General features: G+C 65.9%; 16 protein-coding genes. 2 read left to right on the top strand and 14 right to left on the bottom strand.

What is annotated here, in order from left to right; translation table 11 throughout:
- Positions 1-59: 59 nt before the first annotated feature.
- Positions 60-878 (bottom strand): arginyltransferase, encoded by an 819-nt coding sequence (locus CAF53_RS13950; protein WP_046766020.1) that lies wholly within the window; start codon positions 876-878, stop codon positions 60-62.
- 121 nt (positions 879-999) lie between these two features.
- Entirely contained in the window at positions 1000-2247 is a 1248-nt protein-coding gene (locus CAF53_RS13945; protein WP_046766021.1) for a threonine ammonia-lyase, read from the bottom strand.
- A 97-nt stretch (positions 2248-2344) separates the two neighbouring features.
- Between CAF53_RS13945 and CAF53_RS13940 the strand changes: the two genes are divergently transcribed.
- Together CAF53_RS13940 and CAF53_RS13935 are read left to right on the top strand one after the other, a co-directional pair.
- The gene (locus tag CAF53_RS13940; RefSeq protein WP_046766022.1) at positions 2345-3214 is read left to right on the top strand and encodes an NAD(P)-dependent oxidoreductase; all 870 of its coding nucleotides are present in this window, start codon (positions 2345-2347) and stop codon (positions 3212-3214) included.
- Positions 3211-4914, top strand: coding sequence for an amidohydrolase (locus CAF53_RS13935; RefSeq protein ID WP_197707418.1), 1704 nt, complete (start codon positions 3211-3213; stop codon positions 4912-4914). Before CAF53_RS13940 ends, CAF53_RS13935 begins: the two co-directional genes overlap by 4 nt.
- A gap of 8 nt (positions 4915-4922) precedes the next feature.
- Here CAF53_RS13935 and CAF53_RS13930 read toward each other — a convergent pair whose 3' ends face one another.
- From CAF53_RS13930 to CAF53_RS13875, 12 genes are all read right to left on the bottom strand, one after another.
- Positions 4923-6662: an MFS transporter gene (locus CAF53_RS13930; protein WP_100238370.1), complete on the bottom strand. Its 1740-nt coding sequence runs from the start codon at positions 6660-6662 to the stop codon at positions 4923-4925.
- A complete protein-coding gene (locus CAF53_RS13925; RefSeq protein ID WP_100238369.1) occupies positions 6662-7414 on the bottom strand; it encodes an FkbM family methyltransferase in 753 nt (250 codons plus the stop codon). Before CAF53_RS13925 ends, CAF53_RS13930 begins: the two co-directional genes overlap by 1 nt.
- Positions 7411-8550: a glycosyltransferase family 4 protein gene (locus CAF53_RS13920; RefSeq protein WP_100238368.1), complete on the bottom strand. Its 1140-nt coding sequence runs from the start codon at positions 8548-8550 to the stop codon at positions 7411-7413. The genes CAF53_RS13925 and CAF53_RS13920 overlap by 4 nt, the downstream gene beginning before the upstream one ends.
- On the bottom strand, positions 8547-9848 hold the full coding sequence (locus CAF53_RS13915) for a hypothetical protein (RefSeq protein WP_100238822.1): 1302 nt from the start codon (positions 9846-9848) through the stop codon (positions 8547-8549). Before CAF53_RS13915 ends, CAF53_RS13920 begins: the two co-directional genes overlap by 4 nt.
- A 38-nt stretch (positions 9849-9886) precedes the next feature.
- Complete coding sequence (locus CAF53_RS13910) at positions 9887-10630, bottom strand: methyltransferase domain-containing protein (protein ID WP_100238367.1); 744 nt, start codon at positions 10628-10630, stop codon at positions 9887-9889.
- 62 nt (positions 10631-10692) lie between these two features.
- Positions 10693-11826: a glycosyltransferase gene (locus CAF53_RS13905; RefSeq protein WP_100238366.1), complete on the bottom strand. Its 1134-nt coding sequence runs from the start codon at positions 11824-11826 to the stop codon at positions 10693-10695.
- Positions 11826-13175 carry a sugar transferase gene (locus CAF53_RS13900; RefSeq protein ID WP_100238365.1) on the bottom strand — a complete coding sequence of 450 codons (1350 nt, stop codon included), beginning with the start codon at positions 13173-13175 and terminating at the stop codon, positions 11826-11828. Before CAF53_RS13900 ends, CAF53_RS13905 begins: the two co-directional genes overlap by 1 nt.
- Positions 13176-13239: 64 nt before the next feature.
- Positions 13240-15135, bottom strand: a complete 1896-nt coding sequence (locus tag CAF53_RS13895) for an XrtA/PEP-CTERM system amidotransferase (protein WP_100238364.1) — start codon at positions 15133-15135, stop codon at positions 13240-13242.
- 10 nt (positions 15136-15145) lie between these two features.
- Complete coding sequence (gene xrtA, locus CAF53_RS13890; protein ID WP_100238363.1) at positions 15146-16669, bottom strand: exosortase A; 1524 nt, start codon at positions 16667-16669, stop codon at positions 15146-15148.
- Complete coding sequence (locus CAF53_RS13885; RefSeq protein ID WP_100238362.1) at positions 16666-17895, bottom strand: TIGR03087 family PEP-CTERM/XrtA system glycosyltransferase; 1230 nt, start codon at positions 17893-17895, stop codon at positions 16666-16668. Before CAF53_RS13885 ends, xrtA begins: the two co-directional genes overlap by 4 nt.
- Positions 17892-18953, bottom strand: a complete 1062-nt coding sequence (locus tag CAF53_RS13880; RefSeq protein ID WP_100238361.1) for a FemAB family XrtA/PEP-CTERM system-associated protein — start codon at positions 18951-18953, stop codon at positions 17892-17894. The genes CAF53_RS13885 and CAF53_RS13880 overlap by 4 nt, the downstream gene beginning before the upstream one ends.
- Entirely contained in the window at positions 18950-19795 is an 846-nt protein-coding gene (locus CAF53_RS13875) for an XrtA system polysaccharide deacetylase (protein WP_100238821.1), read from the bottom strand. The genes CAF53_RS13880 and CAF53_RS13875 overlap by 4 nt, the downstream gene beginning before the upstream one ends.
- Between the last annotated feature and the right edge of the window lie 3 nt (positions 19796-19798).

The raw sequence follows: 19798 nt of genomic DNA, 5'->3' as shown, positions 1-19798 counted from the left end.
CAAGCCTCGGAAATGCGTCATTCCGCGCATTTCCAGACAGCCTCTAGGGGCGATATGCCTTATTTGCGGAAAATCGCCGCCAGTTCGCGCGGCAGGGCAGGCTCATCGCGGCTTTCCGCTTCTCGAACGGCCTGCACCTGTTCCTGCGGATCGAAACGGGTCCAGCCGTTGCGGCTCAGCCGTTCGAGCGGGCGATAGCGGATCTTATATTCCATACGCTGCGACCCTTCGACCCAATAGCCGAGATAGACATAGGGTAGGCCCGCCTTCGCCGCGCGCAGGATATGGTCCATGATGATGAAGTTGCCCAGGCCCTTGCGATGCTCCAATTCGGTATCGAAGAAGCTGTAGATCATCGACAGTCCGTCGCCCTGCCGGTCGGTCAGGCAGGCACCGATCAGCTTGCCGGGGCGGCCGTCCTCACCGGGTTCACGATATTCGACGACATGGCTTTCGACCGGGGTCTGTTCGACCATGTCGGCAAAGTCCATCTCGTCCATCTCGGTCATGCCGCCGCCCGGATGGCGCGCGCGCAGATAGCGCTGGAGCAGGGCGAACTGCTCCTCGGTCGACCATGGCTTGCAGGCGGTGATGACGAGGTCTTCATTCTTGCGCAGCAATTTGCGCTGGGTCGCATTGGGTTCGAATTCGCCCGCGACGACGCGCACCGACACGCAGGCGGAACAATCCGCGCAACTGGGGCGATAGGCGACATTCTGGCTGCGGCGGAAACCGATGCGGCCAAGCGCGTCGTTCAGCTCCGCCGCATTGTCGCCGCTGAGCTCCGTGAACACCTTCCGCTCGCTTTTGCCCGGCAGATAGGGGCATGGGCTGGGATTGGTCACGAAGAAGCGCGGAAAGCGGAAAGGCGCACTCACAACCGCATCTCCCCCACAGCGCTGCCCGACCCCTGATTCATGAGACGACTATGCCGTCCGCAGGCCGCTGTGCAAAGTTTATTTACCACGAAAAGTGGTTAAGGGGCAGAGGCCGCGTCGATCAGGCCACTTCGATCGGCGCAACCTCGTAACCGACCTCGCGAAGCGCCGCGATCAGGCGCTCCAGATGGGCGCCGTCGCGCGTCTCGCACTCGACATCGAGGCTGAGGCCCTTGGCCGGCAGATTGGTGAAAATCCGCTGGTGCGACAGTTCGAGGATGTTGACGGCTTCCTGGTCGAAGATGCGCGCCACATGGAACAGCGCGCCCGGCCGGTCCTGAAGGATGATGCGCAGCCGCGCCAATCGGCCCGAACGCGCCAGATCGCGCAGCAGCACGTTCGCCAGCAGGCGCGTGTCGATATTGCCGCCCGTCAGGATCAGGCCGACATTGCGCCCGGCAAATTCTTGTCCATGCGTCAGCAGCGCGGCGAGGCCCGCGGCGCCCGCGCCCTCCACCACCGTCTTCTCGATCTGGAGCAACAGGCTGACCGCTTCCTCCAGATGGCGTTCGCTGACCAGCAGCACATCGTCGGCCAGCCGCTCGACGAAACGGCGGGTGAGTTCACCCGGCTGCTTGACGGCAATGCCCTCCGCCAGCGTGTCGCCGTCGCAGGGCAGGTTCGCGCCCTTGATATAATCGTACATCGACGGATAGAGCTCCGCCTGCACGCCATATATCCTGATATCGGGCTTCATCGCCTTGGCCGCCGTCGCCACGCCCGAAAACAGGCCACCGCCGCCGATCGGGACGATCAGCGTGTCGATTTCCGGCGCGTCCTCCAGCATTTCGAGCGCGACCGTGCCCTGCCCAGCCATGATGTCCGGCTCGTCAAAGGGATGGACGAAGGTCAGGCCCTGCTCCACCTCCAGCTTGCGGGCATGGGCATAGGCGTCGTCGAACTTCTCGCCATATTGGACGACCGTGGCGCCGTGGCCCTGCGTCTGCGTCACCTTCACCGTCGGCGTGGTGGTGGGCATGACGATGGTGACGGGCACGCCCAGACGCTTGCCATGATAGGCAAGACCCTGCGCATGATTGCCGGCCGAGGCGGCGATGATGCCCTTCTTCTTCGCCTTCTCGTCCAGTTGCAGCAGGCGGTTGAGCGCGCCGCGTTCCTTATAGGCGGCCGTGAACTGGAGATTCTCGAACTTCAGGAACACCTTGCAGCCGAACATGTTGGACAGCGTCTGGCTGACCAGCGTCGGCGTATGCACGACGGAGCCCGAAATTCGCACCCGCGCCGCCAATATGTCGTCGACGGAAATGGGCAGCGGCATGGCGCTCTCTATCTTGCTCAACGTGTTCATGGGCGGCGCCCTACCTTAAAATTGCGGCGGAAGGAACTGGCACTGACGGAAAACTGTGCCTATGGCATTGACGCGCGCATCCAACTGATCGAGGCATATGGCTAAAATCGCGTTTATCGGCCTGGGCGTCATGGGCGGCCCGATTGCGGGGCATCTGGCCAAGGCCGGGCACCAGCTTACCGTCTACAACCGCTCCATGGGCAAGGCGAAGCGCTGGGCGGAAACCTATGGCGGCGCGGTCGCCGTCAACCCGGCCAAGGCGGCCGAGGATGCGGAAATCGTCATAAGCTGCGTCGGCACCGACGATGACCTCAGCCAGATCACGCTGGGCCGCGACGGCGCCTTTCGATCGATGAAGCCGGGCGGGCTGTTCATCGACCATACCACGGTGTCGGCGCGGATCGCGCGGCAATTGTTCGTCGAAGGCGAAAGCCGGGGGCTGCATTGCGTCGACGCGCCGGTGACGGGCGGACAGGCGGGTGCGGAAAAGGGTCGGCTGGCCGTCATGTGCGGGGGCAGCGAACCGGCGGTGGCGGCAGCCAGCATCGTGATGCAGGCCTATGCCCCGCGCATCGTCCATGTCGGGCGCGCGGGCGCGGGCCAAACCGCCAAGATGGTGAACCAGATCTGCATCGGCGGAATCGTGCAGGGCCTTGCCGAGGCGTTGCGGTTCGCGCAGGCGGCGGAACTGGACCTGGACAAGACCTTCGACGCGATTTCCGGCGGGGCGGCGCAAAGCTGGCAGATGGACAATTATTGGAAGACGATGGCGGCGGACAGTTTCGATTTCGGTTTCGCGGTGGACTGGATGCGCAAGGATCTGGGGCTGGCGCTGGAGGAAGCGCGGGCCAATGGCGCGACGCTGCCGGTGACGGCGCTGATCGATCAATTCTACGCCGATGTGCAGGCGATGGGCGGCCATCGGCAGGATACCAGCGCCCTCGTGCGGCGGATCACGCGGGCATGAGGGCCGCGCTGCTGGCGGCGGTTGCCGCGCTTGCCCTGCCCGGCGTGGCGCTGGCTTCGGGGGTGATCGACAATGTGAACGGCATCGCGCTGGACGCCGATGGGCGGCTGGTGCGGTTCAGGGCGCTGACCATCGACGATGAGGGCAAGGTCGAGAAGCTGCTGCCCGATCGCTATCAGGAACCGGAATATGTGCGCCCCAAAAAGCGCCGGAAGAACGAGCCGGAGCCGGTTCAAGCCAAGCGCCTTGACTTCAAGCTGGACGCGGGCGGCAAGACGCTGATCCCCGGCCTGATCGATGCGCATGGTCATGTCATGGGATATGGGCTGTCGCTGATCACGCTGGACCTGTCGGACACGAAATCGCTGGCGGAGGCGCAGGCGAAGATCAGGGCCTATGCCGCCGCCAGTCCGGGGCGGAAATGGATCATCGGGTCGGGCTGGAACCAGGAGATATGGGGTCTTGGCCGCTTCCCCACCGCCGCAGAACTGGATGCGGCGGTGAGCGACATTCCGGTCTGGCTGGAACGGGTGGACGGCCATGCGGGCTGGGCCAATACGCTGGCCATCAAGGCCGCGGCCATCGGCGCCGCGACCAGGGCCCCTGCCGGCGGCCGCATCGAAATGGCGGGGGGCAAGCCTGCGGGGGTATTCGTCGACAAGGCGATGGAGCTGGTGACGCGGGCCGTGCCGCCGCCCGCGCCCAAGGATCGCGACATCGCGTTGGAAAAGGCGCAGCAGGCCTTGTTGCGGCAGGGCATCACCGGCATTGCCGACATGGGCACCAGCATCGAGGACTGGCAGGCCTTCCGCCGCTCCGCCGATCGCGGCGCGTTGCGGGTGCGGATCATGTCCTACGCCTATGGCCTGGACAATATGGTGCTGATCGCCGGGCCGGAGCCGACGCCCTGGCTTTATGACGACCATCTGCGCATGGGCGGAATCAAGCTGATCCTCGACGGCGCGCTGGGATCGCGCGGGGCTTGGTTGAAGGCGGACTATGCCGACGCGCCGGGGCAGCGCGGGCTGCCGATCATCCCTTCGACGCAGCTTCGCAACATCATGAGCCGGGCGGCGATGGACAATTTCCAGATCGCGGTTCACGCCATCGGCGACGCGGCCAACAGCGAAATACTGGATGCCGTTCAGGAACTGAGCGAAACCTACAAGGGCGACCGGCGCTGGCGCATCGAACATGCGCAGATCGTCGATCCGGCCGAACTGCCGCGCTTTGGCCAATGGGGCATCGTCGCCTCGATGCAGCCGGTGCATCAGACATCGGACTGGCGCATGGCGACGGCGCGGCTGGGCGACGCCCGGCTGAAGGGTGCCTATGCGTGGAAGGCGATGCTGGACAATCGCGTGCCCCTGGCCTTCGGGTCCGACGTGCCGGTGGAAAGCCCCAATCCCTTCCCCGGCATCGCCGCCGCGATGAGCCGCGAGGATGCTTCGGGTCAGCCCGCGGGCGGGTGGATGCCGGAGCAGCGGGTGAGCTTCCAGGCGGCATTGGACGGCTTTACGCGGCAGGCGGCCTATGCGGGCTTTGCGGAAAAGCGGTTCGGCAGCCTGGTCCCCGGCCAGCGGGCGGATTTCCTGCTGATCGACCGGGATATTTCCTCGGCCAGCGCGAACGATATTCGCGCGACGCAGGTGCTGGAGACGTGGATCGGCGGCAAACGGGTCTATGTGAAGGGGCAGTAAGGCGCCCCTTACAATACATCCCCCGCCGCGTTGAAGGCCTCTTCCTCCGTCTCGGGCAGCGGCGGCTGGACCGGCTTGTCGCAGTCCTCTTCCTTCATATGCGCGCGCAGGGCGTCCATCCGCCCCAGGTTCCAGCGCGCCAAAGGCACGCCCAAGGGGCGGAACTCCGCCCGGTCGAACAGTTCGACCACATAATTTTTGCAGAGATTGTCGACCTGATCGAGCGTCAGCATGCCCAGGTTCATCACCATCGGCTTGCCCGGCACGCCATTGCGACCGCGCACCAGATCGGTGACGTACAGCCCGCCGCGCGGGTCGACCAGCACGACATCGGCCTTCGACGCGTCGATCATCCGGTGGCTCGCCGCATAGGGCGCGACGAAGCTGTGCGTGCGCCAAACGAGATAGGCGCTGCTGAGCAGCGTGACCGCCACCCCCAGAAAGACCGGCCGCATCGCGCCCCTGCGGAAATGCGCCCAGCCCAGCCCCGCGAGCAGGCAGAACGGCCCGATGAAGCCATGGGCATAACGATAGCCCCAGCCATAGCCCTGCGCCAAAGCCAGAGCGCTCCCCGCAAAGCAGCCCAGCGCCAGCGGCAGCGCTATCTCCTGCCCCCGGATCGCCTTGCGCCAGCGCATCGCGAACACGCCCAGCGTCGCCAGCGGCACCATCAATATATTGTTCCAGGCGGCAAAGCGGCTCAGGTTGACCAGCGGCTGCCAGCGATCGCCCAGCCGTTCGAACAGGCTGCCCACCTTGTCCGCTACCCCGGCCGACGGGCGCACATCGGTCGGCTGGCCCAGCACATGGGTCAGGAAGGCAGGCCACAGCTTGGCCCAGACGATGACGATCGCCGCCAGCACCAATATGTGGAAGATCGCGACCTTCCACCGTCGCCCCAACAGCATCCAGAGGATGAAGGGCGCGATGAAGATCGGCGGGAAATGCCACTGATGCAGTCCCGCCGCCGCCAGCGCGACGACGCCTGCGCTGAGATGCCCGACAAGGCCTCCGCGCAGCACCAGCGCCAGCCAGACCATGTTGAGCGCGAAATGGCCGGTCATGGCATAGGGCGTCATCGCCGTGACCCAGAGCTGCGCCGAGGACAGCGCCAGCAGCATCGTCACCCACACCGCGTCGGGCCGGTCCGGGAAGAGATGCAGCGCCACCCGCCACAAAGCGAACAGCCCGGCCATCAGCAGCGCGGGACCCGCCAGATTGGGATCGCCCAATTGCCAGAACAGCGCCTGGATTGCGCTGTTCACCGGCAGATAGGCCGCCGTCCAATAATCCGCCGCGCCGAAGGGGGAGAAGAATTCGGGCATGATCGCCCGGCGATAGGCTTCCCATTCCATCGGGATCGGCCGCGCCAGGAAACCTTCCCGCATATAGGCGGCGGCGAAGCGCGCCACCTCCTCATCGCGGGAGATGGAATAATCCTGGAACAGCCAATAATGGCCCGCCCAGGCGACAAGGCCGAACAGCAGGACCAGCGGCACCATCACCCGCGCCCTGGGCAAGGGTAGACGCCAGCCCAGCCCCTCCGCAAAGGGTGCGGCCAGCGTGAGCAGCAGCAGCGCGCCGAGCAGCGCGGGAAAATCCTGATCGAGGAACAGGATGACGGCCAGGCTGATGCCCTGCCGATAGGTCACATGCCACAGGAAGGTCGCGCCCAGCCAGAGCGTCAGGCCGATCGCGCCCGCCAGGAACAGGCGGGTGGCGCTGACCGAGGACGGGCCGGCCTGCATCAGCGGTCCCGTGGCAGCAGTGCCTGATTGACGAAAATGCCGTCCATCTCGACCAGCAGCGGGAAATGCCCCTTGTTGTTGGCGAAGAAAGCCGAAGGCACGAACGCGCGATCGGCCAGCCAGTCGATCATCGCGCGATAGCCGGTGCCGCCCTCATAGATGGGACGGACGCCGAGTTCGGTCTGGACGCCCGCCATCTGACCCAATGCGGCGCCCGCGCCCTCGCAGACGGAAAGGTCATGGCCCTGTGTGTCCATCTTGAGGAACGGCCGGGCAAAGCCATAAGCGCGCTGGAGGTCGGGCAGCATGGTTTCCAGACGGGCGCACTGCATGTCGACCGTGCGCGTCACCCTGTTGCGGTCGGCGAAGATCGCGTCCTGTTCCCCTGACGGTGTCTTCAGGGAACTGAACTGGTCGGCGGCCATGATGTTGAAGCTGGCGGTGCCGTCGAAATCGGACAGCGCCATGTTGAACACATGCCATTGGCGGTCGGAGGCGGCCTTGCGTTCCAGTTCCGCGAAAATATCGGGATTGGGCTCGAAGGAGAGGATCGTGCCTTTGAAGCCCGCATCCTTGCGCAGCATCGTCGCATATTGGCCGCGATTGGCGCCGACGTCGAACACGCAATCGACGGCGAAGGCGCTCAGGAACCGACGCAGCGCCTGGATTTCCGGATATTGATGGACCCGACCCGCCAGAGCGAGGCGCGCCGCCAGCGCCCGGTCGCGCAGTTCACGGACATGGCGGCTCATTGCCTGGTCACGCTCCGGTAGATCGCGATGGTGGCCAGCGCCATGTCCTTCCAACTGCCCATTGAATCTCCATAGGTGCGCGCGTGCGCTCCCAAAGCCTGCCTGATGGCCGCGCTTTCTACGAGGGGCAAGAGGGCTTGCGCAAGCGCCGGTGCATTTCCCGCCGCTGTCCTGGCCGCGACCTCGTCCGGCAGGCCCGCGAACATGCCCGCGTCGGACGTCACCATCGCCTTGCCATGGTGGAGCGCCGAGAGGAAAGCACCGCTCGAATCGATGTGGCGATAGGGGAAGACCAATATATCCGCCTTCGCCATATGCGCGTCCAGCCGCTGTTCGGTGAGGAAGCCGAGATCGGTGATGAGCCGATCCCCGAAGCCCGCGGCGCGCACGCTTTCGAGGATCGGCGCTATGTCCATGAAGGGCTTGCCCGCCAGCGCCAGTTCGAAGCGATGCCCAGCCCGCCAGAGCGACAGGCACGCCTCCACCAGCAGGTCGACGCCCTTATAGGGGCGGATCGTGCCGAAGAAGAGCAGGCGCGGGATGGCGGCATCGGGCACCTGCGCCAGATCGTCCGGCCCGGCGGGCGCGAGGCGCATCGGCGGATGCGGCGTCACATGGATGCGCGCGGGATCGACGCCCTGGCTCTCCAGCGCGGCGCGGGTGGTTTCGCCATGGACGATCAGCGCGTCGAACAGGTCGAGCAGGTCGCGATAGCCCCTGCCCTGCACCCCGGCATCGGCATGATAGGCATCGGCATTGTGAACCGTGTGGACCAGCGCCGTCCGGCCCTTCAATCGCCGCAGCATGATCCGGTCGGCGGGCGCGAGGGGGAGCCATTGCATATGGGCGACGTCCGCATCGGCAAGCGTGCCGAGGTCGCCCAGGGTGCAACTCAGCCCATATTCGGCCGCCTTGAGCAGACGGAAGGCCCGCCCCTCCCCGATCCGGTCGCGCAGCGCCTCGCTGCGGCGGAAGAAGCGCGCATCGTAGCGATAGCCGTGCGGCACGATCGCGTCGGTCGGCCGCATCGGACGGCCGAGCAGCGTCACCGCCATGCCCTCCGCCGCCATCGCCACGCAAAGGCTGTCGTCATAGCGCCCGGTGAAGAGCGAGGGATCGCACATCGCGACTTTCATGCGCGCCGGCCCACCAGGCGGCGCAGCGAAAGGCCATGGATGATCGCCGCCACGAACAATGTCAGTGTGTAGAGGATGAGGAACAGCAGATCGAACCGATCCGGCGCGAAGATGTGGGCCAGCGGCACGCTGAGCAGGGAACCGGCCAGAAAGGGCAGAGAGCGCCCAAGGAGCAGCGTGAAGCGGCCCAGCGCGCCCTGTACATAGACCGACACGCAGATCACCGCGAGCGCCAGTAATGCGCCGTCGATCAGCAGCAGGTCGATGCGATCGATGGCCGCGCGCCCGTCGAACAGCTTGTCGAACAGCCATTCGCCCAGCAGCAGCAAGGCCGCCGAAGCGCCCAGCGCAAAGACCAGCGCGACGCCCAGCGCCCGTGCCATCAACTGGCGCAGCCGCGCCCTGTCGCCAGCATGGAAGGCCCGCGTGATGCGGGGCAATGCCGCCTCCACCATCGCCCGCACCAGCATCGAGAGCGACCGCGACATCTTGAAGAAGAAATCGAAGATCAGCATCGGCCGCGCATCATGGGTGGCCGCCGCGATGGTGAAATAAGGTGCGTTATAGGCCAGTATTTCCGAGATGGTGAAGGCCGCCGAAGCGCCGATATCGCGCAGATAATGAGCCCGGACATGGCCTCCCCCGACACGGAAGGACAGCCAGTGGTGCATCTTCATGTCCAGGCGCCGATGCACCAGCGCGATGGCATAGCCGATCACGGCGATGCTCACGCAAAGCTGCAAGGCGACGGACAGGCGCGGGTCCAGCCCTTGCAGGATGAACAGCAGCAGCGCGATCGTCATCACCCGGCGCAGGCAATCGAGCGCTTCCCACAGGAAATTGCCGTCCACCGCCGCCAGCGCCCTTTTCGCCAGCAACGCGGGCAGGTTGAGGCAGGCGGAAAGGAAGAAGAGCAGGAACAGCAGCGGCATCCCGCTATGCAGCCCGCCCAGCGCCAGCGCGGCCAGCAATATGGCGAAACCGCCGACGATCAGCAGGCCGAGGAACAGGAACAGCACGCCCATTTCCTCCAGCCGGAAACCGCCCGTTTCATCCTTACCCAGCCCGAGCCCCAAATTTCCTAACCAATGCCGCCGTAACCGCGCATAGATGATGCTGGTCAGGCCGAATTCGGCGGAGATGGTGAAATTGCCGAAGGCGACGAGCAGCAGGAAGGACTGGAACTCGCGCAGCGGCAGGGCGCGCACGAACACATAGGTGACGGCAAAACCCCAGATCAGCGTCAACCCGACATTGGCGAGCTTGATCAGGGCAAGGATGCGGGCCGAAGCCTCCATCCGGGCGATCGCCCTGCCGAGCGGTTCGCTCACCGGGGTCAGGCTCGCACCGGCTTGCGCGCGCGGAACAGGCGGTCGTCCAGCGCATAATAGTGCCGCGTATCGGCGTCGATGCCGCTCGCATCAATCTCTTCCAGGTCGAAGCCCGCCGCGCGGATGCGGTCGGCGAAATCGAGGCCATATTGGCGCACATGGTCCCATTGGCCGAAGCGCCGTTCGCGTTCGCGGGGCGGTATGTCGAAACTGCCGTCCTCGGTCGGCTTGTCCCACAGCGGCACGATCAGCCAGGCTTCGCCGCCGGGCTTCAGTGCACAGTGGATGTTGCGCAGCACGGCATGATCGTCGGGCACATGCTCCATCACATGGCTGGCATAGAACAGGTCGTAGCGCTCGTTGTCATCGAGCGCCATCAGGTCGACGCGCCGCATGTTCGGCACATGATAGCGGCCGGGATCGAGGTCTGCGGGCGTATAGTCGGCGGCAGCGGAAAAGCGTTTCACCAGACTGGATTCATTGGGCGCCATATGCAGCACCGCGCCTTTCACCGGCACATTCAGCACTTCCCTTGCGATCAGATGGTTCATCAGCCGCTCACGCGGGGAAGCGCCGCAATTCGGACAACCCCATTCGCCATTGTCGCCATAGCGGAAGAAGCCCACCACCGCCTGACCGCAGGCCGGGCAGCCGCGATTGGCCCGCGCGCCCAGCGCCTTGCGCACGGCCAGCATGGTCCGGGTCAGATGCTTGCCGGCGGCCTTCGCCACCCGCTGGAAAGTAATCACGCCTTGGCTCCGCTATTCAGTGGGATGGCCTATACAATATGCCGCCGCTTTGGCGAGAGGGATCAGCGCGACTTGGCCGGATTCCAGATGGTGACGGTGCGGCCGGTCATGGCCTTGAACACGCCCTGGAGGGTCGCGAAATAGGCGATCACGATATCCACCACCGCCGCGAACGGTCCGCCCCTTGACCGCAGGCCGCGCCAGAGGATGAACACGCCGGTCAGCCCGCCGATCATGTAGAGCGTCGGCGAAATCCGCATCGCCAGCGTGCCCGCAGCGACAATGCCGGTCAGGATGAAGAGACCGCCGAACCAGCGCACGATCTTGCGCGAGGCATATTTGAAGCGGTCCAGCACGCCCAGGCGCCGCAATTGCGGCCGCAAATGGCTGTGCGTGTGCCATGCGCGTGCGGCAATGCGGACCTTGCGGCGATATTCCTCGCCCCGCGCGGCGACCAGGCGCTCGCGGGCGATCACGTCCCTGGCCTTCACCAAGCGTTTGCCCGCGAAAACCACCGCCATGGAAACGGTCAGATCGTCGAGCACGCTGTCGGGAAATTCGGGATAGAGCGCCCGCCGGATCGAGAAGATCGAGCCATCCGCCCCCAGCACATTGCCGGTGCGCGATTCCTCGTCCTTCAGCTTTTCCTCGATCCGCCAGTAGAGCGAGCCGACCGAGGCCGTCGCGCTTTCCCCGTCACCGATATAATGGAGTGACCCCAGCACCCCGCCAATGTCCGGATCGGCATAGCGGGCGAGCAGATTGTCGATGGCGTCGGCATCCAGCATCACATTGGCGTCGGTGAAGATCAGCACATCACCCCGCGCCTTGGCCGCCAGCAATTTCATGCCATGCGCCTTGCCGCTCCGCCCCGGTCCGCGCAGCAGCGTCACCAGCCCCCCCTGCGCCGCGATCAACGCCGCCGTCTCGTCCGAGGAGCCATCGTCGAACGCCAGGATTTCCAGGCTCGGGTAACGCGCCTTCAGCATCGCCAGATTGGCGAGCTTTTCCGGCATCGCAGCCGCCTCATTATAGGCGCAGAACAGCAGCGAGGCGGATGGCGCCGGCCCCACAACAGGCTGTTCGGGCCGCGTCGGCAACATGCGCAGGATCAGCGGATAGAAGAGGAACGGCCATGCTACCGCCACCAGCGAGAGCAGCAGCACCAAAGCCGCGATCAGGTCGATCCCGTCCATCAATAAGCCTTATGATGAACCAGCACGCCGAGGGTCGCGACGATGATGCGCAGGTCGCGCCAGATCGACCATTGGGTCACATATTCGAGGTCGGACTGGAGCCGGTCGATCAGATCCTGATGATGATCGGTCGATCCCCGATGGCCACGCACCTGGGCGAGACCGGTCATCCCCGGCTTGATGCAATGCCGTTCCCAGTAACGATCGTCGACCTCCCAATAGAGGCTGTCGCCCGCCTTGGCTGCGGCGGCATGGGGGCGCGGGCCGACGATGCTCATATCGCCGCGCAGCACGTTGAAGAGCTGCGGCAATTCGTCGATGCTGGTCTTGCGCAGGAAGCGGCCCACCGCCGTCACCCGGTCGTCGTCGCGTCCCGTCAGCTTGTCGGCCTTGTGGTCGCTGGCCTCCGCGCGCATCGAGCGGAATTTGTAGATGCTGAACGGCCGGGCGTCGCGGCCGATGCGCGGCTGGCGGAAGATGATCGGGCCGGGACTGGTGAGCTTCACCGCCAGCGCCGCCGCGATCAGCACGGGAGACAGCGCGATGGTTGCCGCCGTCGCCACGACGATGTCGAAGAAGCGCTTGATGAGGCGATCGCGGAACTGGAAAGGCCCGCCCGCCACGATGATCGTGGGCTGGCCGTCAAACTCATCCACCCGCGCCGGGGCGAAGCGCAACAGTTCGGGCACGACAATTTCTCCCCGCGCCGAAAGGGATTTCAGCGCGACGGACCAGTCGTCCATCCGTTCCATCGGGCAGGCGACGATCACCCGCTCCGCCATGCCCACGGCGGCGGCCAGCCGGGCCGCCATGTCGGCATCATGTCCCTTGGGCGAAAGCCGTGCGACGGCGGCCTCGATCACATGCATGTGCGGGCCGGTGTCGATCGCCACGCCATCCATGATGACGACCGTCAAATGCGGCACCTCGCCCAGCAGCCGCGCGCCGAGCCGCCCGATGGCCAGCCGCACCATCGCGACGCTGACCGCCGAAAGACCCAGACCGACGATGAAGGTCAGGCGCGACAACTGCTCCGCGATCTTGCCCAGATAGACGATCAGCAGCATCAGCATCGCCGCCTGCGCCAGCGCCAGCAGGCCGCGGAAGATGCCCCGCCGCAAATTCTCCAGCATGTGAATGCCGTAAGCGCCGCCCTGCACCCCCAGCAGCACATAGAGCGGAGCGATCATCGCGAACATGACAAGGCCGTGCGGCTTGCCCGGCTCTCCCGTGAACGCGCCCAGCACCAGCCAGTTCGCGAGCAGAAACGACAGGAACAGCCCCGCCATGTCCCCCAGCAGACACAGCAGGTACAACCGCACCCGCACGATTTCCTTGGAGACTGTCACTCTTGGACCCTGTTCACCTTAACGTGTCCGCTCCGTTGGCACCGCTCGCGATGCCTTTCAAGAGTTAGAGCGCGAAGAGCCGCGTCAAAGCCTTGTCGAGCATCAGCAATTGCCACAACAGCCGCCCATGGTCGGCAATGCCGGCCTTATGATCCGCCGCGATCCTGCCCAGCATGCGCGCATCGAACCATTCCGTCCGGGCCAGGGCCGATCCGCCCGCGATCGCCGTCGCCTCTCCGGCCAGCGGTCCCCGGAACCAGTCGCTGATCGGCGTCACGAAACCCATTTTCGGGCGATAGAGAATGTCCTGCGGCAGATAGGGCTCCATCGCCTTCTTCATGAGATATTTGCCGCTATTGCCGCGAATCCGCTGGGCGACGGGCAAGCGGGCGGCGAATTCGACCAGCCGGTGATCGAGCAAGGGCTCGCGCGCCTCCAGGCTGACGGCCATGCTCATCCGGTCGGTCTTGGTCAGGATGTCGCCGGGCAGCCAGATGCGGATATCGGCATATTGCGCCCGGTCCAGCGGATCGCGCGCCGGGGCCTGCGCCATCGCCTTGATATAGCGATCCTCCGCCCGATAGGCGCCGAGCCGCGCCTTCATGTCCTGGCTGAACAGCCTTTGCCGCAAGGCATGGGGCGTCACCCCGACCGAGGCGGCATAGGCTTCCCCACCCTCCCCCGCCAGTTCGAGGAGGGTCGACTTGGCCCGCAGGAAGCGGGGCGCCCAATCGGCCTTGGGATAATAGCGCCCGAGCGCGCCAAACACAGGCTGGCGCACCGAAGCCGGGATCAGGGAACGCAGCCTTTCCCCCTGCATCTGGAAGCGATGGCGGCGATAACCGGCAAAGGCCTCGTCCGCGCCGTCGCCCGACAGCGCTACCGTCACCTGCTCGCGCGCCAGTTCGCACACCCTGTAGGTGGGCAAGGCCGAGGCATCGGCAAAAGGCTCGTCGAAATGCAGGGCGAGCGTATCGATCAGCCCATAATCGTCGGGCGACACGATCCGCGTGCGGTGATCGGTGGCGAAGCGCCGCGCGATCCGGTCGGCATAGGCGGTTTCGTCCAGTTCCTTGACGTCGAAGCCGATCGTGCAGGTCCTGACCGCCTGTTTCGACGCCTCGGCCATCAGCGCGACCACGCTGCTGCTGTCCACCCCGCCCGACAGGAATGCGCCGAGCGGCACGTCCGCCACCATGCGGGATCGCACCGCCTGCCGCATCAGCGCGACCAGTTCCTCTTCCAGCGCTTCGGGTTTCGCCTTCCTGCGGTCGGCGAAGCTGACATCCCAGTAGCGCTGCGGCTGGGCCATGGGCCGCCCCCGCACGAGACGCAGGGTCTCACCCGCGCCCAGCTTGCGCACGCCCGCCACCAGGCAGGCATCGTCGGGCACATAGCCGTAAGCGAGATAATCCTCGACCGCCGACAGGTCCGGCGCGCGCCTCAAAAGGGGGTGGGCGAGCAAGCTCTTCAATTCCGACCCGAAGATCAGGCTGCCGTCCGACAGCAGCGCATAATGGAGCGGCTTCACCCCCAACCGGTCGCGCACCAGCCAGAGCGCCTGCGCCCGCGCATCGAACAGGGCGAAGGCGAACATGCCGTCGAACTTCTCGACACAGGCCTCACCCCATTGGCGATAGCCGTGCAGGATGACTTCGGTGTCGCTATGCGTGCGGAAGACATGGCCCTTGGCCTCCAGCTCCGCGCGGACTTCCATGAAATTGTAGATCTCGCCATTGAAGACGACGGCCAGGCTGTCATCCTCGGTCAGCATGGGCTGCGCGCCGGTGGAGAGGTCGATGATCGACAGCCGCAGATGCCCCAGCCCTATCCCCGGCGCGGTCCAGATGCCGCTGTCGTCCGGCCCGCGCCACGGCATGGCATCCAGCATCAGGCCGACCCGCGCCGGATCGACCGGCTTGGCCGTTTCAAGGTGGAAGATACCCGCAATTCCGCACATGCGAAGGGTCTTAGCGGCTTCTAAGGCTGCGGTCAGCCAAATCCTTCACATCGCCCAGATCGTGGAGAAAGGCGCTGATCGTGGCATCCGAAGAACGCCCGTCCCGCTCCTCCACCGATACCAATATGGCGGCGGCACGCTGATCGCCACCCAATAACCGCGCCCTCATCGTCTCCAGCTTGACCAGATGTCCGCTGCCGGTCGGATGCGCCGTTCCAACGACATAGAAGCTCACCACATGGCGAATCACGGGGCCGGGGCCGGTGATCTGCTCGCCCCGCGCATCGGCGGGGGCCGGCGCGGGCTGCGACCAGGTCCAATCGCCGTCGGGATCGGCCGCCCCCTGGGCGAAGCCGACGAGTTCGCGGCCCTCATCCTGCCGGTCGAAGGTCGCGATGGCGAGGTCGACGACCTCACCCGTTGCGTTGCGGTAGCGGGCCATGCCCAGATAGTCGGCCCCGTCGAAACGCGGCCGCCATGGATGGAGCGGCGCGTCATCGCTGCGCATCCAGCCCTTCACATCAGGCATGACAGGAGCGCGGGGCAAAGGCTGCCCTGCCGCCGCGCTTGCCGCCAGCCACAGCGGGGCGGCCACGATGATCGCCAATGCGGCGCCAGCCACATGCGCCGTGGCGGAGCCGCCCCTCTGCCTCAACCGTTCCGGGTCGAACCAGGGATCGCCCGGCTTGCGGTCGAAAAACGGCCAGGCCGTGGCCATCACCAGCGTCATGATGATGGCGAAGAAGACCCAGCCATAGACGACATGATCGAAGCCCGCCGCCGCGTCGATGGTCGTCACTTCCGCCACGAAGATGGTGGCGAAGGCCCGGACACCGTTGGCCAATATGGACAGGCAAAGCGCCCCCGCCATGAAGGCGACCCGCCGTGTCCAACGGGTGAAGCAGACGTTGCAGACCAGCAGGCCATAGGCGGTCATGGCGATCACGAACTTGGCGCCGGAGCAGGCCTCCGCCACCTCGAAATAGCCGTTGGGCGTGGTGATGAAGATGCCCTGCATCTGCGCGGGGATGCCCGTCAGGTGGAGCAGGATCATGCTGATATGCGCCGTCACCAGTTGCAGCGGCGCGACGATCTCTTCCCCGAAAGGTACCATGAAAAAGGCGTAGAAAAGCGGGAAGAGCAAAGCCCGCGCCACGGCCGGACCGAGCAGGGCGATCGCCGATCCCTGCAACATCAGGATCAGCGCGCCGTGCCGGAACACCGCCACCCCCGCCGCCGCGCCCAGCATCCAGGCAAAGGCGCCCAACCCCAGCCAGAGCAGCCCCGGCGCCCAGGCGGCGGGCGTCATCTGGCGAAGGCCCGGCAAACGCTGCTGCACCAGCCATGCGACCAGGATCGGGATGAACAGGCAATGGCCGTATGTGGATGCGTTCCACCAGATCGCCATCATGCCCAGCACATCACGATGGAACAAGGCGAGGATGGTGAAGGCGATGATGCCGAGCGCGGTCAGATGGCCGTGCCAGCCCGCAAGCTCGACCTCCCGCTTGATCGAGAGGACGCGCCCGATCATGCGGCCCTCACTTCGGCGCCGGACGGCGATCCGAACAGCATGGCAGGCAAGCCGGCCAGCGTCGCAGACCAGCGATAGCGTTCTTCCATCCTCGCTCGCGCGGCTTGGCCCAAGCGCCCGGCGCGATCCCGGTCATCGAGCAAGGCGACGACCGCCTCCGCCTCCTGCGCTGGATCGGCGGCGATCAGCAGATGGTCCCCGTCGCGCGCATCGATCCCTTCGGCGGCCTGTGGAGAGGCGACCACGGGCCGCGCCATGGCCATCGCCTCCAGCACCTTGTTCTGGATGCCCCGCGCGATCCTCAGCGGCGCCACCACCACATCCGCCGCCGCCAGCCAGCCGCGCACGTCGGGCACGGCGCCGGTCACGATCACACCGGGCAGTTCCGCCAGCGCCCGGACCGGTTTCACGGGATGACGGCCCACAATGGCGAAGACCGCATCGGGACGTCGGGTCCGGATGACGGGCAGCGTCTCGCGGGCGAAACTCTCCACCGCCTCGACATTGGGGCGGTAATCCATCTGCCCGGTGAAAACGAGCAACGGTCCGTCCGGATGCTCCACTGGGGGGAAATCGGCCGCAGGATCGAAATAATCCAGCGCCACGCCATTATCGATGCCGACGATCCGATCCGGCCCGAGGCCGCTCGCCTGACGGAACAGGGTTGCCTCCGCCTCGCTCACAAAGGCGCAGAGATTCGCACGCTGCGCCACCTTCCGCTCGAAATCGAGCAGCACCCGCCCTTCGCGCCGGTTGATCCAGGCCATGGGTCCGGAACCCTGCGCGCCGTAAGCGGCATATTTGGCGGAATCGAAATCCACGAAATCCATGACGAAGCGGACACCCTCTGGCAGGACCGGCACGAAATGCGCCATTTGCGCGGAATAAGTGACGACCGCCGCGATGGGCCGCTCCGCCAGGGTTTGCGCGACCCAGCGATGCAGGTCCGGATGATCGAACAGCGACACCAGCAGCGGCTGCCCGGTGGCCAGCCCTTTCAGCCCGGCGATGACACGCGGCCGGTCCCGCATCAGCACGCAATGGCTGGCGGTCAGCTTCGCCATGTCGGGCGCAAAGCCCATGTCCCGCGCATCGTCCGCGAAGCAGCCGACATGGACCGGCGCGATCTGCGCCATCCGTTCCAGCAGATGATAGGAGCGGATCTTGTCCCCCCGGTCCGGCGGAAAGGGAATGCGGTGGCAGAGGAAGAGTATCTCGCCCGTCACCCCAACCCCCGCGCGATGAACGGCCCGACCCAGTTCGCGACCGGCAAGGGCAGCTTCTTCCACAGCTCGATCCGTCGCTGATATTGCGGGCTGTTGGGGTTGATGTCGCGCCGCTCTCCGGTCGCTGACCAGCCATGATAGGAAAGCGGCACAGGGTCGAAACCGAAGCTCTTTTTCCACGCCGCCTGGCCGCTGCCCGTCTTGGAGCGTCCGAAATCGAAGACGCGCATGCCCCGCGCCCGGCCATGGCCCATCAGCCGGTAATACATGAGTTCGTTGGTCCGTAGCCGCCGCGCGTCCGCGATCCCACCACCCCAGAAGGGCATGATCCGCCCCTGGTGATAGAGCGTCAGCACCGCCGAGACCGGCCTCTCGCCCTCCAGCACGAGCAATATATCGGCATCCTCGCCAAAGGCCGCCAGCACTTCGCGGAACAGCCGCGCCGGAAAGACGGGCGTGCCCAGATTGCGCACGCTTTCCGAATAGACGCGATAATGTGCCTTCAGGTGGCGCACCTCTCGCCCGATCTCGATACGGAGCGCGTCATTCGCCAAAGCCTTGCGCAATTCCGCCCGATGCTTGCGTGGCACGGCGAGCAATTCCGCCTCGTCATCCGCCGCGATCGGCCGCGCGAAGCCCAGATGGCTGCCCTCATGCAATGCCCAGCCCTCGCCCGGGGCCGGACCGCCGCGCAGTTCCACCGATACGATGCCGCGATCGCGCGCCAGCCCCAGGCAGGCGGCGGTCAGAGCCGACACCGCCGCCGGATCGTTTGCGAGAAGCCCGCCGTCGACGGCGAAGCCCGACGACACCAGCGCCTGTCCGAACAAGGCGCTTTTCACATGATGCAGCGGCAGCAGACCAACGATCTGCCCCGAAGGCGCAATGGCGGCCAGCATATGCGCCCGATTGCCCGTTCCGCGCTCGACGCCCGTCAACCAGGCGGGGCGATGAAAGGGCGTGCCTTGCCGATGCCCCAGCACGAAGGCATCCGCCGCCGTCCGCTGCGCCGGATCGGCGAGGTCGAGCGCGGTGACGAGCATCTCCCCCGCTTTCATGCCGCCCGCTCCGCTTCCTGCCTTGCCAGTGCATCTACCCGGCCCCAGGAAAAATCCCGCGTCAGGCGTCGCAACTTGGCGGCCATGACCGAGAGATTGGCGTAGTGGCGAAACCGCGACCGGAAGGGCGCGCCATCGACGCGCGGCTGATCGGGGTCGATCTCCCACGGGTGGAAATAGATGATCGCGGGCCGTCGGTCGCGCCGGTTGACCTGCCGGATCGCCCAGCGCGAAAAGCCGTAGGGCAGCAGGCGGAAAAAGCCGCCTCCCCCCGCGGCCAGCGTGCGCCCGGCGAGCCTTGCCGTCGTCACCGGCAATTCGACCAGCGGCGATCCCGCCACCGGCTTCCAGGCGAAGCGCGGGCTTTCCGGCCAGCCATAATGATCGTGCCGGATCGGCGCGACGCTGCTGGAATAGGCATAGCCCTCCTCCGCCAGCACCTCATGCGCCCAGGGCACGCGCCGGTCGATGGAGAAGCTCGGCGCGCGATAGCCGGTCACCGCCTGCCCGCTCGCATCCTCCAATATCGCCCGCGAGCGGCGCAGATCGGCGCGAAATTGCGCGCCGTCGAAAGTGAAGACCCGCGCATGGTCATAACCATGGCTCGCCACTTCATGGCCACCCGCGACGATGCGCCGCATCAACGCCGGGTAGCGCTCCGCCACCCAGCCAAGCGTGAAGAAAGTGGCCTTGACCCCCGCCTCGTCGAACAGCGCCAGCACCGCATCGGTATTCTGTTCTACGCGGTGGCTCAGGCCCGGCCAATCCTCGCGCCGGATCGTACGCTCGAACGCGCCGACCTGGAACCAGTCCTCGACGTCAACGGACAGGGCGTTCAGCATGGC

This window comes from Sphingobium sp. LB126 (assembly GCF_002795205.1).
Taxonomy (GTDB): domain Bacteria; phylum Pseudomonadota; class Alphaproteobacteria; order Sphingomonadales; family Sphingomonadaceae; genus Sphingobium; species Sphingobium chungbukense.
The sequence above is the reverse complement of the archived record's forward strand: the minus strand, read 5'-3'. Positions and strand labels throughout refer to the sequence as shown.

Bases quoted from the DNA above. Each gene is read 5' to 3' on its own strand.
- CAF53_RS13895 (WP_100238364.1), bottom strand. From the start codon at position 15,135: ATGTGCGGAATTGCGGGTATCTTCCACCTTGAAACGGCCAAGCCGGTC.
- CAF53_RS13925 (WP_100238369.1), bottom strand. From the start codon at position 7,414: ATGAGCCGCCATGTCCGTGAACTGCGCGACCGGGCGCTGGCGGCGCGC.
- CAF53_RS13940 (WP_046766022.1), top strand. From the start codon at position 2,345: ATGGCTAAAATCGCGTTTATCGGCCTGGGCGTCATGGGCGGCCCGATT.
- CAF53_RS13875 (WP_100238821.1), bottom strand. From the start codon at position 19,795: ATGCTGAACGCCCTGTCCGTTGACGTCGAGGACTGGTTCCAGGTCGGC.
- CAF53_RS13905 (WP_100238366.1), bottom strand. From the start codon at position 11,826: ATGGACGGGATCGACCTGATCGCGGCTTTGGTGCTGCTGCTCTCGCTG.
- CAF53_RS13945 (WP_046766021.1), bottom strand. From the start codon at position 2,247: ATGAACACGTTGAGCAAGATAGAGAGCGCCATGCCGCTGCCCATTTCC.
- CAF53_RS13915 (WP_100238822.1), bottom strand. From the start codon at position 9,848: ATGGAGGCTTCGGCCCGCATCCTTGCCCTGATCAAGCTCGCCAATGTC.
- CAF53_RS13920 (WP_100238368.1), bottom strand. From the start codon at position 8,550: ATGAAAGTCGCGATGTGCGATCCCTCGCTCTTCACCGGGCGCTATGAC.
- CAF53_RS13930 (WP_100238370.1), bottom strand. From the start codon at position 6,662: ATGCAGGCCGGCCCGTCCTCGGTCAGCGCCACCCGCCTGTTCCTGGCG.
- CAF53_RS13880 (WP_100238361.1), bottom strand. From the start codon at position 18,953: ATGAAAGCGGGGGAGATGCTCGTCACCGCGCTCGACCTCGCCGATCCG.
- xrtA (WP_100238363.1), bottom strand. From the start codon at position 16,669: ATGATCGGGCGCGTCCTCTCGATCAAGCGGGAGGTCGAGCTTGCGGGC.
- CAF53_RS13935 (WP_197707418.1), top strand. From the start codon at position 3,211: ATGAGGGCCGCGCTGCTGGCGGCGGTTGCCGCGCTTGCCCTGCCCGGC.